This is a genomic window from Flavobacterium sp. XGLA_31 (assembly GCF_051547105.1).
In the GTDB taxonomy this organism is placed as follows: domain Bacteria; phylum Bacteroidota; class Bacteroidia; order Flavobacteriales; family Flavobacteriaceae; genus Flavobacterium.
Genome location: NZ_JBPTTM010000001.1, coordinates 441,670 through 458,352, shown reverse-complemented (window position 1 = coordinate 458,352; position 16,683 = coordinate 441,670). Strand labels below are relative to the sequence as shown.

General features: G+C 40.9%; 17 protein-coding genes. 13 read left to right on the top strand and 4 right to left on the bottom strand.

What is annotated here, in order from left to right; all coding sequences use genetic code 11:
- Positions 1-59 precede the first annotated feature (59 nt).
- From hemA to ACSVH6_RS01885, 9 genes are all read left to right on the top strand, one after another.
- Positions 60-1,316, top strand: coding sequence for a glutamyl-tRNA reductase (gene hemA / locus ACSVH6_RS01925; protein ID WP_438075005.1), 1,257 nt, complete (start codon positions 60-62; stop codon positions 1,314-1,316).
- Positions 1,317-1,320: 4 nt separating this feature from the next.
- Complete coding sequence (gene hemC / locus ACSVH6_RS01920; protein ID WP_438075003.1) at positions 1,321-2,250, top strand: hydroxymethylbilane synthase; 930 nt, start codon at positions 1,321-1,323, stop codon at positions 2,248-2,250.
- Between the two features lie 3 nt (positions 2,251-2,253).
- The gene (locus tag ACSVH6_RS01915; RefSeq protein ID WP_438075001.1) at positions 2,254-2,925 is read left to right on the top strand and encodes a uroporphyrinogen-III synthase; all 672 of its coding nucleotides are present in this window, start codon (positions 2,254-2,256) and stop codon (positions 2,923-2,925) included.
- 33 nt (positions 2,926-2,958) lie between these two features.
- Positions 2,959-3,984, top strand: a complete 1,026-nt coding sequence (gene hemE / locus ACSVH6_RS01910) for a uroporphyrinogen decarboxylase (protein WP_438074999.1) — start codon at positions 2,959-2,961, stop codon at positions 3,982-3,984.
- 83 nt (positions 3,985-4,067) lie between these two features.
- The gene (hemF, locus tag ACSVH6_RS01905; protein ID WP_438074997.1) at positions 4,068-4,970 is read left to right on the top strand and encodes an oxygen-dependent coproporphyrinogen oxidase; all 903 of its coding nucleotides are present in this window, start codon (positions 4,068-4,070) and stop codon (positions 4,968-4,970) included.
- Positions 4,971-4,981: 11 nt separating this feature from the next.
- Positions 4,982-5,977: a porphobilinogen synthase gene (hemB, locus tag ACSVH6_RS01900; RefSeq protein WP_438074995.1), complete on the top strand. Its 996-nt coding sequence runs from the start codon at positions 4,982-4,984 to the stop codon at positions 5,975-5,977.
- 1 nt (position 5,978) lies between these two features.
- Entirely contained in the window at positions 5,979-6,359 is a 381-nt protein-coding gene (locus ACSVH6_RS01895) for a c-type cytochrome (protein WP_438074993.1), read from the top strand.
- Between the two features lie 19 nt (positions 6,360-6,378).
- Positions 6,379-6,849 carry a methylated-DNA--[protein]-cysteine S-methyltransferase gene (locus ACSVH6_RS01890; RefSeq protein WP_438074991.1) on the top strand — a complete coding sequence of 157 codons (471 nt, stop codon included), beginning with the start codon at positions 6,379-6,381 and terminating at the stop codon, positions 6,847-6,849.
- Positions 6,850-6,916: 67 nt separating this feature from the next.
- Positions 6,917-7,630: a 3'-5' exonuclease gene (locus tag ACSVH6_RS01885; RefSeq protein WP_438074989.1), complete on the top strand. Its 714-nt coding sequence runs from the start codon at positions 6,917-6,919 to the stop codon at positions 7,628-7,630.
- A 48-nt stretch (positions 7,631-7,678) separates the two neighbouring features.
- Here ACSVH6_RS01885 and ACSVH6_RS01880 read toward each other — a convergent pair whose 3' ends face one another.
- Positions 7,679-10,627 (bottom strand): S8 family serine peptidase, encoded by a 2,949-nt coding sequence (locus ACSVH6_RS01880; protein WP_438074987.1) that lies wholly within the window; start codon positions 10,625-10,627, stop codon positions 7,679-7,681.
- Positions 10,628-10,870: 243 nt separating this feature from the next.
- Between ACSVH6_RS01880 and ACSVH6_RS01875 the strand changes: the two genes are divergently transcribed.
- The 4 genes from ACSVH6_RS01875 (at position 10,871) to ACSVH6_RS01860 (ending at position 14,808) form a co-directional block, all read left to right on the top strand.
- Positions 10,871-12,310, top strand: a complete 1,440-nt coding sequence (locus ACSVH6_RS01875) for a nucleoside recognition domain-containing protein (RefSeq protein ID WP_438074985.1) — start codon at positions 10,871-10,873, stop codon at positions 12,308-12,310.
- Positions 12,311-12,391: 81 nt separating this feature from the next.
- Positions 12,392-13,993 carry a fumarate hydratase gene (locus ACSVH6_RS01870; RefSeq protein ID WP_438074983.1) on the top strand — a complete coding sequence of 534 codons (1,602 nt, stop codon included), beginning with the start codon at positions 12,392-12,394 and terminating at the stop codon, positions 13,991-13,993.
- A gap of 11 nt (positions 13,994-14,004) precedes the next feature.
- Positions 14,005-14,394 carry a hypothetical protein gene (locus ACSVH6_RS01865; protein ID WP_438074981.1) on the top strand — a complete coding sequence of 130 codons (390 nt, stop codon included), beginning with the start codon at positions 14,005-14,007 and terminating at the stop codon, positions 14,392-14,394.
- Positions 14,395-14,412: 18 nt separating this feature from the next.
- Positions 14,413-14,808 (top strand): hypothetical protein, encoded by a 396-nt coding sequence (locus ACSVH6_RS01860; protein ID WP_438074979.1) that lies wholly within the window; start codon positions 14,413-14,415, stop codon positions 14,806-14,808.
- 73 nt (positions 14,809-14,881) lie between these two features.
- Here ACSVH6_RS01860 and ACSVH6_RS01855 read toward each other — a convergent pair whose 3' ends face one another.
- From ACSVH6_RS01855 to ACSVH6_RS01845, 3 genes are read right to left on the bottom strand one after another with little or no spacing between them, the layout of a single operon-like run.
- Complete coding sequence (locus ACSVH6_RS01855) at positions 14,882-15,535, bottom strand: 3-oxoacid CoA-transferase subunit B (RefSeq protein ID WP_438074977.1); 654 nt, start codon at positions 15,533-15,535, stop codon at positions 14,882-14,884.
- A 34-nt stretch (positions 15,536-15,569) separates the two neighbouring features.
- The gene (locus tag ACSVH6_RS01850) at positions 15,570-15,923 is read right to left on the bottom strand and encodes a four helix bundle protein (RefSeq protein ID WP_438074975.1); all 354 of its coding nucleotides are present in this window, start codon (positions 15,921-15,923) and stop codon (positions 15,570-15,572) included.
- 32 nt (positions 15,924-15,955) lie between these two features.
- Entirely contained in the window at positions 15,956-16,654 is a 699-nt protein-coding gene (locus ACSVH6_RS01845) for a CoA transferase subunit A (protein WP_438074973.1), read from the bottom strand.
- Positions 16,655-16,683: the final 29 nt, after the last annotated feature.

The window sequence follows — 16,683 nt, the reverse complement described above, 5'->3', positions numbered from 1 at the left end:
GTTATTTTTATAAAATCGATAGCAATAACTTTGTTTTACTTTTAGGGAAAGAGCAATTTATGGAACACGGAAATATATCAAAGCACAGTACTTTTTACGCGGTTGGTTTAAGTTATCTTAAAGCCGATGCCGAAATGAGAGGGAAATTCAGCTTAGACGATATCGGAAAAAGTAACGTTTTGATGCAGGCTCAGAAAGAAGGCATTGAATCTATCATTGTAACTTCAACGTGCAACCGTACTGAAATATACGGTTTTGCACAACACCCTTTTCAGTTAATCAAACTACTTTGTGAAAACAGCCAGGGAACTGTGGAAGATTTTCAGAAGGTAGCTTATGTATATAAAAATCAGGAAGCCGTTTCTCATATGTTCCGTGTGGGAACCGGATTAGACAGCCAGATTTTAGGGGATTTTGAAATTATCAGCCAAATCAAGTCAGCTTTTGTGGAAAGCAAAAGCCGAAACCTGGTCAATGCATTCATGGAACGATTGGTCAATGCTGTAATACAAGCCAGCAAGCGAATCAAGAATGAAACCGAAATTTCTTCCGGAGCCACCTCAGTTTCTTTTGCCTCTGTGCGTTACATTTTTAATAACGTCGATAATATTTCCAATAAAAACATACTGTTGTTTGGTACCGGTAAAATAGGTAGAAACACCTGTGAAAACCTGGTAAAACATACCAAACACGAACAAATAACCTTAATTAATCGTACTAAAGACAAAGCGGAACGATTGGCTCGTAAACTCGATGTAGTCGTTAAGGATTATGCCGATTTGCAATTGGAAATCCAAAAGGCAGATGTCTTGGTAGTGGCTACCGGCGCACAAAACCCAACAGTAGATAAAGCCATTTTAAACCTGAAAAAGCCACTTTTAATTTTGGACTTATCCATTCCTAAAAATGTTAATGAAAATGTTCAGGATGTTGAAGGGGTAACCTTAATTCATATGGATCATTTGTCGCAAATGACCGATGAAACGCTTGAAAATCGCAAGAAACACATTCCGGCAGCCGAAGCCATTATTGAAGAAATTAAGGATGAATTTGTTGCCTGGACCAAACAACGGAAATTTGCACCCACCATACATGCACTAAAAGAAAAGCTCAATTCTATAAAAGATGGAGAGTTGAATGTGCAACGCAAAAAACTGGCCAACTTTGATGAAGAACAAGCGGAGCTCATCAGCGCCAGAATCATTCAAAAAATCACCAATCATTTTGCCAACCACCTGAAAGATGACAATACGATGGTAGATGAAAGTATCGAGTGGATTGAAAAAATATTTCAGATAGAAACCGCTTCCAAATAATAAAATGGCCAAAACAATCAGAATAGGAACTCGCGACAGCGAACTCGCACTTTGGCAAGCCCACACCGTTCAAAAAAAGCTCAATGATTTAGGCTATAAAACCGAAATTGTTGCAGTAAAATCGCAAGGAGATATCATTCTCGACAAACCTTTATACGAACTGGGCATTACCGGAATTTTTACTAAAACACTGGATATAGCCATGATTAACGGGCAAGTTGATATTGCTGTTCATTCCATGAAAGATGTACCCACAGCTTTGCCTGTAGGTATAGTACAAGCAGCCGTTTTGGAAAGAGCGAACGTGTTGGATATTTTGGTACACAAAGGCAATCTCGATTTCCTGAACGGTAACGGAACTATCGCTACAGGAAGCTTACGACGTCAGGCACAATGGCTGAACAAATACCCTAATCATGCGGTGACTGATTTACGTGGAAACGTCAATACACGCATGCAAAAGTTGCAAGATAATGATTGGAACGGAGCGGTATTTGCGGCAGCAGGATTAGAAAGAATCAATTTAAAACCGGATGAGTTTATCAATTTGGATTGGATGATTCCGGCACCGGCACAAGGAGCTATGGTGGTTGTGGCTATGGCAAATGATGATTATACAATTGACGCTATCTCACAATTAAACGATATTGAGACTGAAATTTGCACCTATATAGAAAGACAATTTTTACGAACATTGGAAGGGGGATGTACTGCGCCAATAGGAGCTTTGGCCCAATACAATCAGTATGATGATACACTGCAATTTCATGGGGTTTTGCTTTCATTAGACGGTAAGCAAAAAGTTGAAATCAGCAAAACAGTTGAAATATCAGAATGGAAAAAACTGGGATTTCATTCGGCACAAGAAGTTCTGAAAAACGGGGGAAGCGAGTTGATGGTTGAAATCAAGAAACAGCTTAAGCCTAAAGAGTAAGAAATGGAAAATCAAATTCGCATATTGTCAACGAAAATGCTTTCCCAAAACCAAAAGGAATTGTTGTTGAATGCGAATTTTGCTGTTGAACAAGCTGATTTTATCACTGTGGTGAACAAGCATTTTGAAATTGATAGGCTCAATGATTTTCTGATTTTTACCAGTCAAAATGCGGTAGAAAGTGTTCTTGAAAATAACAAGAGAGAAGAAATCAAGACCCGAAAATGTTTCTGTGTAGGGGAAAAAACCAAAGCATTGTTGGAACAGAACGGATTTGAAGTCATACAAAACTCAGATTACGCATCAGAGCTCGCCTCTGTTATCTGTACCCAGTATTCCAAAAGTAGCTTTACGTTTTTCTGTGGAAATCTGAGAAGAGATATGCTGCCGGATTCTTTAAAATTGGCAAGAATTGTTTTTGATGAAATTGAAGTGTATGAAACAGTTTTGACACCTCACAAAGTGGAGAAACATTTGAATGGCGTTTTGTTTTTCAGTCCGTCGGGTGTGCAAAGTTATCTGAAAGAAAATGTTTTTCAAGATGAGGTTTGCTTTTGCATTGGAGAGACTACAGCCAAAGCATTAGATGGCTTTACCAATAAAATAGTAATTGCGAATCAACCAACGATTGAAAGCACTATTATGAAAAGTATAGAATTTTTTAATAAAATATAGTTTGACATTTTGCCAAACAATAAAACCAAAAATATGATTAAAAACGATTTATTCCTTCGCGCCTTAAATAATGAAACCGTAGAACGTCCACCGGTTTGGATGATGCGTCAGGCAGGAAGATATTTGCCTGAATTCAGAGCATTACGCGACAAATATGATTTCTTTACTCGTTGCGAAACCCCGGAATTAGCAGCTGAAATTACGGTACAACCCATTCGAATTGTAAAACCGGATGCTGCCATTTTGTTTTCCGATATTTTAGTTGTGCCACGCGCTATGGGAATTCACGTTGAATTGAAAGACAATCTAGGACCAATAATTCCAAACCCAATCCGTACGATGGAACAAGTAAATCAAGTGTTCGTTCCGAATATTGAGGAAACGTTGGGGTATGTGATGGATGCGGTGAAACTGACCAAAGAAATGCTGAACGATGAGGTTCCGTTAATTGGTTTTGCCGGTTCTCCTTGGACAATCTTCTGTTATGCCGTAGAAGGAAAAGGCTCTAAAAGTTTTGATACTGCCAAAGGATTTTGTTTTTCAAATCCGGTAGCAGCGCACACCTTGTTGCAAAAAATCACCGACACGACTATTTTATATTTAAAAGAAAAAGTAAAAGCAGGTTGCAACGCTATTCAGATTTTCGACTCGTGGGGAGGCATGCTTTCTCCTGAAGATTACAAAGAATTCTCTTGGCAATATATCAACCAAATAGTAGAAGCTTTGGCCGAAGAAACCAAAGTGATCGTATTCGGGAAAGGATGCTGGTTTGCACTTAATGATATGGCAAAATCAAAAGCTTCTGCATTAGGAGTTGATTGGACTTGTTCGGCAAGAAATGCCCGTTATTTATCAGGTGGCAAAATCACCTTGCAAGGAAATTTCGATCCGTCAAGATTATTGTCGCCTATTCCAACCATCAAAAAAATGGTACACGAAATGATCGATGAATTTGGTAAAGACAATTACATCGTAAACTTGGGCCATGGCATTTTACCCAACATTCCGGTAGATCATGCCAAAGCCTTTATCGAAGCCGTAAAAGAGTATAAAAATTAGGGCGTGCCCTCGTCTCAAAGACGAGGTCGGGCTGTCCGCAGTACACGGTACTTGCTCCCATCCCTCACGCAAAAAGAACAAGCATGAAAGACAAATTTTATTCCTACATACAAAACCTCCAGGACCAAATCTGCTCCGGATTAGCAGCTGTTGATGGTGTGGCCCAATTCCGCGAAGATATTTGGAAGCGTCCCGAAGGCGGCGGCGGAAGAACGCGCGTCATCGAAAGCGGAGCTGTTTTTGAAAAAGGCGGAGTCAACATTTCAGCGGTTCATGGCAAATTGCCCGATACCATGCAAAAGATGTTCGGTGTAGGCGAAGCCGATTTCTTTGCCTGCGGACTGAGTTTGGTCATTCATCCGAAAAACCCCATGGTGCCGACAGTGCATGCCAATTGGCGCTATTTTGAAATGTATGACGATAACGGGAATGTTATCGATAGTTGGTTTGGCGGCGGACAAGATTTAACGCCGTATTATTTGTTCGAAGAAGATGCGCGTCATTTTCATCAAACGTGTAAAACCGCTTGCGACAAGCACAACACCGATTTTTATCCGAAATATAAAAAGCAATGTGATGCTTATTTCTGGAATGCCCATCGCAACGAAGCGCGTGGCATCGGTGGTTTATTCTTTGATTATTGCAAAGCAACCGAACAAATGGCCATGGAAAATTGGTACAATTTTGTGACCGAAGTTGGCAACAGTTTCCTCCAGGCTTATGTTCCGATAGTGGAAAAAAGAAAAGAATTAGAATATTCCCAATCACATAGAACTTGGCAGGAAATCCGTCGCGGTCGTTACGTCGAATTCAATTTGGTACACGACAAAGGCACTTTATTCGGCTTAAAAACCAACGGCAGAATTGAATCCATTTTGATGAGTTTACCACCGCATGTACAATGGGTGTATGACCATCATCCGGAAGCCAATTCGGAAGAAGAAAAATTAATTAAGATACTAACAAACCCTATTGATTGGGTTTAAAAAATAACGTTATGTTCCCATTACAAAGAGGCCGAAGATTACGCGTGAACGAAAGCATCCGTTCGTTAGTTCGTGAAACCACTTTAAGTCCAAGTGATTTTATGTTTCCGATGTTTATAGCCGAAGGCGAAAATTATAAATCAGAAATCCCATCGATGCCGGGCATCTTCCGTCGTTCGTTAGATTTAACGGTGGAAGAAGTAAAAGAATTATTTGCTTTAGGTATTCGCGCGGTTAATATCTATGTAAAGGTAGACGAAAGTCTTAAAGACAATACCGGCAAAGAAGCTTGGAATCCCGATGGGTTAATGCAACGCGCCATTCGTGCTATCAAAGCAGCCTGCCCGGAAATGATTGTCATGCCCGATGTGGCACTCGATCCATATTCGATTTATGGCCACGACGGTATCATTGAAAATGGCGACATTGCGAACGATGCGACCAACGCTGCTTTAGTAAAAATGGCCGTTTCCCACGCCCAAGCCGGTGCCGATTTCGTTGCACCCAGCGACATGATGGACGGACGTGTGTTGCGTTTGCGTCAAGGACTGGATGAAGCCGGATTTGAAAATGTGGGTATCATGAGTTATTCCGCCAAATATGCTTCGGCATTTTACGGACCGTTCCGAGATGCCTTAGACAGCGCACCAAGAGAAGCGGATGTAGTGGTTCCCAAAGACAAAAAAACCTACCAAATGGATTATGCCAACCGTATCGAAGCCGTTAAAGAAGCTCTAATGGATGTGGAAGAAGGCGCCGATATGGTCATGGTAAAACCCGGAATTGCGTACTTGGACATCGTTCGTGAAGTAAAAAATGCGGTGAATGTTCCGGTAACCGTTTTCCATGTATCGGGCGAATATGCTATGATTAAAGCCGCGTCCGAAAGAGGTTGGCTCGACCATGACAAAATTATGATGGAGCAACTGATGTGCATCAAACGTGCCGGAGCCAGTTTGATTTCAACCTATTTTGCCAAAGAAGCAGCACTACTATTGAATCAATAAAATGAAAAAGATAGTATCGATTTTTATCGTGTTGTTCTTGATTTCATGTAAAAAAGAAAGCAACGAAACATTCAATAAGCCTGAAGTAAAAAGCACAAACAAAACGCCAATCGTTCTGGGTAAAAGCCTATTCGAAGGTAAAGGGAACTGCGTTGCTTGTCATAAACCTGATCAAAAAATTATTGGACCTAGTTTGCAAGAAATTGCCAAAACCTATAAAGACAAGAACGGAAGTATTGTTTCATTCCTTCAGGAGCAAAGCGACCCGCTGGTTGACCCAAGTCAATACGAAATCATGAAAACCAATTTCGCCATCACTAAAAGCATGAGCGAAGCAGAATTAAAAGCGTTAGAAGATTATATCTACAGTTTTTCAAAGTAATATTTCCTAACTTTATCGAATGGAAACTACTTTTATAGAATCGCCTCTGGGTATCACCAAAATTGTTGGTGATGAACAGGGTATTACTGAAATATCAGTCTTAAGCGAGGGCAAAAAAACAGCCAAAATTCCGGTAAATCTGAGGGAATGCGTTTCCCAACTGCAAGAATATTTTAAAGGCGAACGAAGGGAATTTGATTTCAAAATCAATCCCCAGGGAACCGACTTTCAACAAAAAGTTTGGCAAGAATTATTAAACATCCCGTTTGGCAAAACAATGTCTTACCTCGATTTGTCTAAAAAATTGGGCGATGTCAAAGCCATTCGTGCGGTAGCGTCGGCCAACGGCAAAAACCCGCTGTGGATAGTCGTGCCCTGTCATCGTGTGATTGGAACCGACGGTTCGCTTACTGGTTATGCCGGCGGATTGTGGCGCAAAAAATGGTTGCTGGAACATGAAAACCCATCCCCACAACAATCACTTTTTTAAACTTTTTCTTTCATATTTAAAAACTAATTCCTAATTTTAAGTCGGTTAATTCTTAAAATTATCAAACATGATAGAAAAGATAAATCTAAATAATATCCTTTTTCTCGATATTGAAACCGTTCCTCAGGAAGAACACTTCAACGGTTTGGACGATGAAATGAAGTCATTATGGGAACAGAAAACCCAGTACCAAAGACGCGAAGAATACACTCCGGAAGAGTTTTATGACCGTGCCGGTATTTGGGCCGAATTTGGAAAAATTGTTTGTATCTCGGTGGGCTATTTTGCTAATAAAGGAGATATTCGAAACTTTCGGGTTACTTCATTTTTCGGGGAAGAAAAAAAGATTCTAAAAGATTTTTCGGCTTTGCTTGACAATCATTTCAACCAAGCTCAGCATGTGTTGTGTGGTCATAATGCTAAAGAATTTGACATTCCTTTTATCGCCAGACGCATGATAATCAATCAAATTGTCATTCCGAACAAGCTGAATTTATTTGGCAAGAAACCCTGGGAGATTCCCCATTTGGATACCTTGGAATTGTGGAAGTTTGGCGATTATAAGCATTTTACTTCCTTGAAATTATTGACCAAAATCCTCGGTATTCCTTCACCAAAAGGCGATATCGATGGCAGCCAAGTAGCACACGTTTTTTATGTCGAAAAAGACATTGACAGAATCATAACCTATTGTGAAAAGGATGTGATTGCTGTGGCTCAAATTTTCCTGCGCCTGCGAAGAGAAGAATTATTAATAGACGATGAAATTGTTCATGTATAAAAAAGGCTTCCCATAGGAAGCCTTTTTATTTTCACAGCAATTATAACTTTATTTATTTAAAACAATTTTCTTAGTGGTTTTACTGCTTCCGTTTTCTATCGAAAGCAGGTACACACCTTCTTGTAAATTTTCAATATTCAAGGTTTCCGCCGAAGCATTAGTAGTCTTAATCGCAATTTCCCGTCCCTGAATATCATATAATTTCAAGGTAGTTTCTCCTGAAAGTTCAGGCAAACTGATGTTGATGATGCCTTTGGTAGGGTTAGGATAAACGGTTACATTGGTCAACTCATCAGTGGCTATGCCTAAAGCCGGGGTTACATAACAAATATCCATACGGAAATTATTGATACTTCCACCATCACCGTTGTAAGGGTCAATTACCTGTAAGGTCCAAACCCCATCAGCCGGTAAGGTATTTAAAGCACTCAGCGAATCAAAAGGGGCAATCAATCCGGAAATCGAAGGATTGCCACTACAAGCCGGGGCGTCACCCGAATCATCCATAGTGCAATTGATGTTGTCATTGTCGCCACACGGTTCTTTGAGTAGAGTAATTACAGGGCTTCCGATTGCAGCCGGTCCGATTAGCGAAATAGTCATGTCTTGTACATACGTATGAGTAATATTGATATACACATTCAAATCCCCAATGGCATAGCCACCGGTAACGGTAACGGGTACACTTGCGGAAGAATTGGACACATCGGCTATGGCAGCATTTGAAAAATCGGTGGCAGTAAAGGAACTTGAACCACAAACTAATATTCCGGTATCAAAATAGTTTGAAGCAGCGTTTGCAGCTATTGCACTACCACAACGGTTGCTTGGAACAACGCGCCAATAGTATCTGGTTTGTTGATTTAAGTCAGCAACAACATATTCCGTATCGGTCGTAATCTGATTGAGAATTAAAGTAGTAAAAGTTGGTGAAGTGGAAACCTGAACAGTATAACTTTCCGCATTGTCCTGGCTGTTCCATTTCAGATTTACTGAGGTAGAAAGGCCACTTTGTGCGTTGGATGGGGAAGTTAAAACAACATTTTGGAAAGTACCATTGTATATTCTCAAAGTTTTATAACGGGTTTCCGTTTCAGTGGCACTGGTTCCTTTAATTCCGATAAAATATTCACCGGGAGCAACATTGGATAACCCTGAAATAGTCATAGTTACCGTTCCGTTAGCGCTCAAAGAAGTGTTGTTGAAGTTGGCAACAGCACCCGTTGGTAATCCTACTGCGCTGAAAGTCGTTGTCCCGGAGCCGGTTTGCTTGTAATTAAAACTGAAGGTCGCATTTTGATCAGAACACACAACCAAATCGGATGTGGTAGAGGTTAATGAAAATGAAGAAGTAATTCCGGTTACGACCAATGAATAGTTTTGACTACCGGTTTGTAATGTTCCTTTGTGGGTTACAGTTATCGTATAATCTCCAGCCGTAGGGGCATCAATTTTTACCAATTCCACATTGTCTACATTGTTATCTCCAGTTCTGATGGCAGGTGAAGTTGGATCAATATCCAATCGCCATGGATAATAAGTATTACCGTTTCTTGTAATTCGGATGTCTAAATCATTAACCAATGCCGGTGTTGGATCATTTTCACCCAGATCTCCTAAATTAGCAACTCCTGGTAAATCGGTCCAGGTAATCGAAGCCATAAGAGGAGAAACACCATCCGACTTTACCGTCATGGTAAACGTTTGTCCCTGAGCCAAGTTTTCTTCCGAAACCCAAGAAGTCAATCCGTTACCGGTTAAGGTTTCAGCCGCTTTTTTGGCATTTAATAATCCCCAACCAAAAATTGGATCAGGACCAACTTCTCCGGCATCATCCGCTGTATGACATGCCAAGCCTTTTAGCGTAGCGGCTCTCATGAAATTATTAGTCAGATTTTTATAATGCTGTTGTAATAGTAACAATGTTCCGGCTACATTGGGAGAGGCCATAGAGGTTCCCGTAAGGCTGGCGGTAGCGGTATTACTGGTACTGCTGGTGGAAGTCAATTCGGTTCCGTTTCCGGTAATATCGGGTTTAATTCTCATGTCATCAGTTGGTCCCTGACTACTGGACCCATTAATCGCAACACTGGTAAGGGTTCCGTTGGTAGCCACTACAGCGTCTTCAGCATTGGCCACCACCAAATTGTTTTTTGCGGTTTTGTTTCCGGTTAATTTGTCATAACCAAACGCAAGAGGATTCGGATTGTCGTCATTAAATCCGTCATTTCCTGCCGCAGCTACCATGAGGTAATACGGAGAAAGGTAAGCAGCTTCATCCCAATCTCGCGAATCAAAAGAATAAGCTCCAATATACCATGCTGGTAACGGAGTCCCGTTACTGGATAACGGAGTTCCGTAAGAATGATTTGAGATCAACATTCCTTGCTGTACTTCATCCATAACCTCGGATAAATCGTTCGTCCATTCAAAAGTTCTGGCATTGGCTTGATAGGCCATTCCTTTAGCAGCAGCAAGAGCGTTAGATGCCATTATGGTTCCGGTAACGTGCGTGGAATGTAAAACATAAGTAGTGCTTGAGGGCTCATCCACAACGGTCACTCTATTCGAAAACAAATTGTGCGTTTTTCTAACCGTTCCCCCGTCCCAAACACGAGCCACCATTCCCTGACCGTTTAAATCCAAACCAAGAGACCCGCCGGTATTCAAATGATTGGTACGAGTTGACTTTGATGCATTAGCATTGCTAATATGATCTGTAGCATAATATATCGGAAATCCGGCAGGAGCTAATTTCATTAACTCGCTAATAGAACCGTCAGGTTTTACAGTTCGAACAGGGAGATTATTTTTTCGGGCATAAGCCACAGCTTTTAGCTTCTCCTGATCTTCTTTCTTTTTAATTTCCAATTGCTTTTTCCGGATTAAATCCAAATTGTAGGTTGCGACAATTTTCTTGGCTTCAGCCTTTGTCTGAGCCTTAATAGCAAGTGGAAAAATTAAAAAAAGCAAAAGTGGTAAGAAAACTTTTTTCATGAATTGATAGTTATGGTGGTTGGTTTTATTTTTTATGCACGCAAATATATAAATGAATGCTGCACTTAGATTACGAATTAATGGTTATTAGTCTTAAGGTTTACTTAATTGATTACAAACACTGTAAAAAACATTTTAAAAGGCATATACCCCAATTGAATTCTAAAGAAATTAACTACTGATTGACAAAAAAGATTTCATTTCAAAATGCATAAATGTTACATTTACCAAAAAAACAGGTTTATGGTATTAAGCAGATTTTGGTTGGCTATTTTCATTTCTTCTCTGATTTATGTCGTTATTGGTTTATTTACGTCAAATAGCTACTCCGTAGATTTAATCCTGAACGGGAAAAAAGACGACCCAATTCTCATCTCCGAAAAATACCTCAATCAACTGCCGAAATTTGTCAAAGACAGTATCGAAAAGGCCCCGGAACAAACCATGGTCATCAATCGTGATACCCTTAATCCCGATACGACTTATGTGTATAAAAGTAAAACGGTAAAAATCTACAGCGGACTTCAGAAAACAGACGGTTTGCTGCCAACCTGTAAAACCAGTTTGTTCGATTTGGTATTGCCGCTGATGGCTTATTTGGCTTTTTTCTGCGGGCTTATGGAGCTTTTAATTGTATCGGGAGCCGCCGAAAAACTGGCCAAAAAACTGAGCCCGGTCTTTGCTAAAGTATTTCCTTCGATTCCTCAAAACCACGAATCCATTTCCTATATGACCTTAAATTTTGCGGCTAATTTTCTTGGATTGGATTCTGCAGCGACCCCATTCGGGCTGAAAGCCATGCAAAGTTTACAAGAGCTTAACCCCGAGAAAGACCGCGCCAGCGATGCCCAAATCATGTTCATGTGCCTGCACGCTGCCGGATTAACCTTGATTCCCACTTCCATCATTGGGTACCGAGCCGCCGAAAATGCCAGCAATCCTGCTGATGTGATGTTGCCGTGTATTATTACTTCCTTTATAGGAACCATCGCTGCATTTTTGATTGTAGGGATCCGTCAAAAGATAAACTTCAAAAGCGCCTCTTTGGTCGTGGCTTTGATGGCTATTATTGCTGCTATTGTCGGTCTTTTGTTTTATATCAACCATTTAGATTTGATTGGGAAAAACGCATTCACTTCTAATCTTTCGGGATTGATGCTGGTTGCTATTATTGGATTCACTTTAGTCTTTTCCCTTTTTCACGAGAAAAAGTTTGTAGCAAAAGATACGACCATTTTTGACACATTTGTAGAAGGAGCCCGCAATGGTTTGCATACCGGAGTCAAGATTTTCCCCTATGTTTTGGGCATGTTGGTCGCCATTTCATTCTTCAGAAACAGTGGTTTGTTTGAAATCATCAGCAATGGACTCTCTTTTGTATTCTCCCATGTAGGAGTGAGTAAACCCATTACCGATTCGTTGCCGGTTGCCATGTTACGTCCATTCAGTTCGGGCGGTTCTCGTGGTTTTATGATTGATTCGATGCGTACGTTTGGCCCCGATTCGTTTACCGGAAGGCTGAGCTGTATTTTCCAGTGTAGTGCCGAAACGACGTTTTATGTCATTGCCGTTTACTTTGGTTCCATCAATGTGAAAAATACGCGCTACACTTTGGGAACAATGTTGTTAGTGGATTTGGTTTGCGTCATTGCCGCCATTTTGGTGGCGGGTTGGTTTTTTTAATAAAGGCTAATTTCCATTGGAATTGCTATTCTAATTTCCCATTAGAATACGTAACTTTACGCCTCAAAATTTATTCATTCCATGGACTTTATATACCAAGATCCGTATCCGATTTTGAAAGACGATACGCAGTACAAAAAAATCACTTCCGATTATGTTTCCGTGCAACAACTAGGCGATCGCGAAATACTAACGATTGACCCCAAAGGGTTGGAGTTATTGGCCGAAGAGGCGATGAGCGATGTGTCCTTTATGTTACGCGCCACCCATTTACAAAAATTAAGAAACATCATTGATGATCCTGAAGCGACAGACAATGATCGTTTTGTGGCTTACAATTTATTACAAAATGCTGCCGTGGCAGTAGAAGGACAATTGCCTTCTTGTCAGGATACCGGAACCGCTATTGTAATGGCCAAAAAAGGGGAGAACGTTTACACCGGTGCCGATGACGGTGAATGGTTGTCTAAAGGGATTTTCAACACCTACCAAAAACGCAACCTGCGTTATTCTCAAATTGTACCGATATCGATGTTTGAAGAAAAGAACTCCGGTTCCAATCTTCCGGCTCAGATTGATATTTATGCCAAAAAAGGGGCTTCTTATGAATTCCTGTTCCTTGCTAAAGGAGGCGGTTCGGCCAACAAAACGTTTTTATACCAAAAAACAAAATCCCTGCTGAACGAGAAATCCTTAGACGAGTTCGTTCGCGAACGCATCATGGATTTAGGAACTTCGGCTTGTCCGCCGTATCACTTGGCTATAGTAATTGGAGGCACTTCAGCCGAAGCCAATTTGGCTGCCGTGAAAAAAGCATCAGCCGGTTATTACGATAATTTACCCACCACCGGAAACATGGCCGGTCAGGCGTTCCGAGATTTGGAATGGGAGAAAAGAGTACAATTAATTTGCCAGGAGAGCCACATCGGTGCTCAGTTTGGCGGAAAATATTTAACACATGATGTCCGTGTCATTCGTTTGCCGCGCCATGCTGCTTCTTGTCCGGTAGGGATGGGGGTTTCCTGTTCGGCGGATAGAAATATCAAAGGCAAAATTACCAAAGACGGTATTTTCCTGGAACAACTGGAAACCAATCCGAAACAATTCTTGCCTGAAACGGCCCCTCATTTAGAAGCGCCGGTTGAAATTAATTTGGACCGACCGATGAAAGAAGTGTTGGCCGAATTATCGAAATACCCAATCAAAACCCGATTGAAGTTGAACGGAACTTTGATAGTTGCCCGAGATATTGCGCATGCCAAAATCAAAGAATTATTGGATGCCGGTAAACCCATGCCGGAGTATTTCAAAAATCATCCCGTGTATTATGCCGGTCCGGCCAAGACCCCGGAAGGCATGCCGTCAGGAAGTTTCGGTCCAACGACTGCGGGACGTATGGACGTGTATGTAGACGAGTTTCAGGCGGCTGGCGGTAGCATGATTATGTTGGCCAAAGGAAACCGAAGCAAAGAGGTGATGAATGCCTGTCAAAAATATGGCGGATTCTATTTAGGTTCTATTGGAGGTCCTGCCGCTATTTTGGCCAAAGAAAATATTTTGTTGGTAGAGGTGGTTGACTTTGAAGAGTTGGGCATGGAAGCCGTGCGTAAAATTACCATCAAAGACTTCCCGGCCTTTATTATTACCGATGACAAAGGGAACGATTTCTTTGCCAACCTATAGATGGTTTAACGATGAAAAATATCCTTTTTATCTTAATTCTGGTAGTTGTTACCTCATTCAATTCGGTGGAAAATATTTTGCCTAATGGTAATTATAGAGTAACTTTTGATAAAGAGGAGCAGGGTGAACCGTTTGAATGTACGATACAAAACGACAAATTCTACTTAATCAGAAAAGACAGAACAGAAAGCTGTGATGTCATTTGGATAACAGAGAATAAGTTTAGAGTGGTTGGTTATTTAGAGCCCAAAAATCCGGCGGATAATCCGGCAGGCACAAATGAACATGACTACGGATACTATGAGGTGGCAAAAATAGACGAAAACACCTATTCGTATAGAGTCAAACTGGTTAGTGATGATTACGTTTTGTTTTCCGGAAAATTCATTAAAAAACAATAAATAGTTTAATTAACAAGCATGCTATTTACAGACACATTTACCGAATTCTACACGAAGGTTAAAGAGAGTTTAGCTGACGGTACTTTTGCCAAATTAACCTTTGCCAAAACCATTGGGAATGCGCAATTGATGAACATCTATATCCGACCGGTAGTTGATGAGGATGTGTTAGAATTGGAACTTAAATTCAAGTTTCAACAGGAAGAGATTGTTGAGTTTTATTCCATAGATGCGGCTTTCGACAGATTGTTACCGTTCATCAACAATCCGTTTTTGTCGGTAATTTTGTTTACTACCGAATTTGATTTAGTCTACAAACTCAATAAGAAAAGAGCGGTCAGCATTACCGACCAACCACCCACTTTTGGCAATGCCTCTCCGGTGCTGTTGGAGTATTTGGCTGCCAAAAAATAACGAAAGGGTTACTTATAAAAAAACCACAAAACGCAATTGCCTTTTGTGGTTTTCTTTTATAAAGGATTTTGGTTTAAATCACCATTTCCGGAATTTCTCCTTCAATAATCAGTTCGGCTTCGGTCGAAGCAATGATGTGTTCTACAGTTACCCCCGGAGCGCGTTCCAGAAGTTTGAATCCTTTAGGAGTGATTTCCATTACGGCCAATTCGGTAACGACTTTTTTCACACAACCTACACCTGTAAGTGGCAACGTGCATCGTTTTAAAATCTTACTTTCACCGGCTTTGTTCACGTGCATCATGGCTACGATGATGTTTTCGGCTGAGGCAACCAAGTCCATAGCACCACCCATCCCTTTCACCATTTTACCCGGAATCTTCCAGTTGGCGATGTCTCCGTTTTCGGCTACTTCCATAGCGCCCAAGATGGTTAAATCTACTTTTTGACTGCGAATCATGCCAAAGCTGAAGGCCGAGTCAAAAAAACTCGCTCCCGGTAAGGTAGTGATGGTTTGTTTTCCGGCATTGATTAAGTCGGCATCTTCTTCTCCTTCATATGGGAATGGGCCCATGCCCAAGACACCGTTTTCACTTTGAAACTCCACCGAAATATCATGGCGGACATAATTGGCCACCAAGGTCGGAATCCCAATACCCAAGTTGACAAAGTATTTGTCTTTTACTTCTTTCGCAATTCGTTTTGCTATATCTTCTTTTGTTAACATAATTTGATGATTTGAAAATTTGATGATTTGAAAATTAAGACTTCTTGCTCGAAGCGATAATTTTTGAAATAATCAAATGAATAGATTGTAATTCTTTTATAAGTTCCGGGTTAGGTGTCGGATAAAAATCAGATTGCTTACACAAGTCTAACCAGTAACTCAACTCATCTGCTTCTTTTGCGGAAATTTTAAATTTATGGATAAAATCAGCTTTACTTTCCGCATTTTGTGCTTCTCTTATATTGGCTCCAATGGAGGTCCCACTTTTAAAAACTTGTGAGGCCATTTCAAAACGATTAGTTTGACGAATTTCTTCAGAATAAGCAATGATTTTTAGTGCAAACTCAAAAGTCAGATTGACAATTAAATTATCTTTATCATTTCTCATCTTCAAATTTTCAAATTAACACATTTTCAAATTTATCGTTGTCTCACGGTTCGTTGCTCAATTCTTTTCTCAAACTTCTCTCCTTGAAAGATACGTTGTACCATAATACCCGGAATGTGAATTTGGTTAGGGTCTAAAGCACCTGCTGGAACAAGTTCTTCTACTTCGGCGATGGTGATTTTGGCCGCTCCGGCCATGCAAGGGTTAAAGTTACGGGCCGTTCCTTTAAAAATCAGGTTGCCTGCTTCGTCCCCTTTCCAGGCTTTTACGATAGAAAAATCGGCTTTGTAGGCCAGTTCCATGATGTGCATTTTGCCATTGAATTCGCGTACTTCTTTGCCTTCGGCTACTTCGGTGCCATAGCCGGCAGAGGTGAAGAAAGCGGGAATCCCGGCTTGTGCGGCCCGGCATTTTTCGGCCAAAGTCCCTTGTGGCGTGAGTTCTACTTCCAATTCGCCCGAAAGCATCTGGCGTTCAAACTCGGCATTTTCGCCCACATAGGACGATATCATTTTTTTGATTTGTCGTTTTTGGAGCAATAAGCCCAGCCCAAAATCATCGACCCCGGCATTGTTGGAAATGCAGGTGAGTCCCGTGGTGCCTTTTTTGACCAGCTCGGCAATGCTGTTTTCGGGGATGCCACATAGCCCGAATCCCCCCAGCATGATGGTCATGTTGTCCTCAATGCCTTGGAGCGCTTCTTGTACAGAGTTTACTTTTTTATTAATCATAACGCGCGTTATCGTTAGTGTGTTTGTGG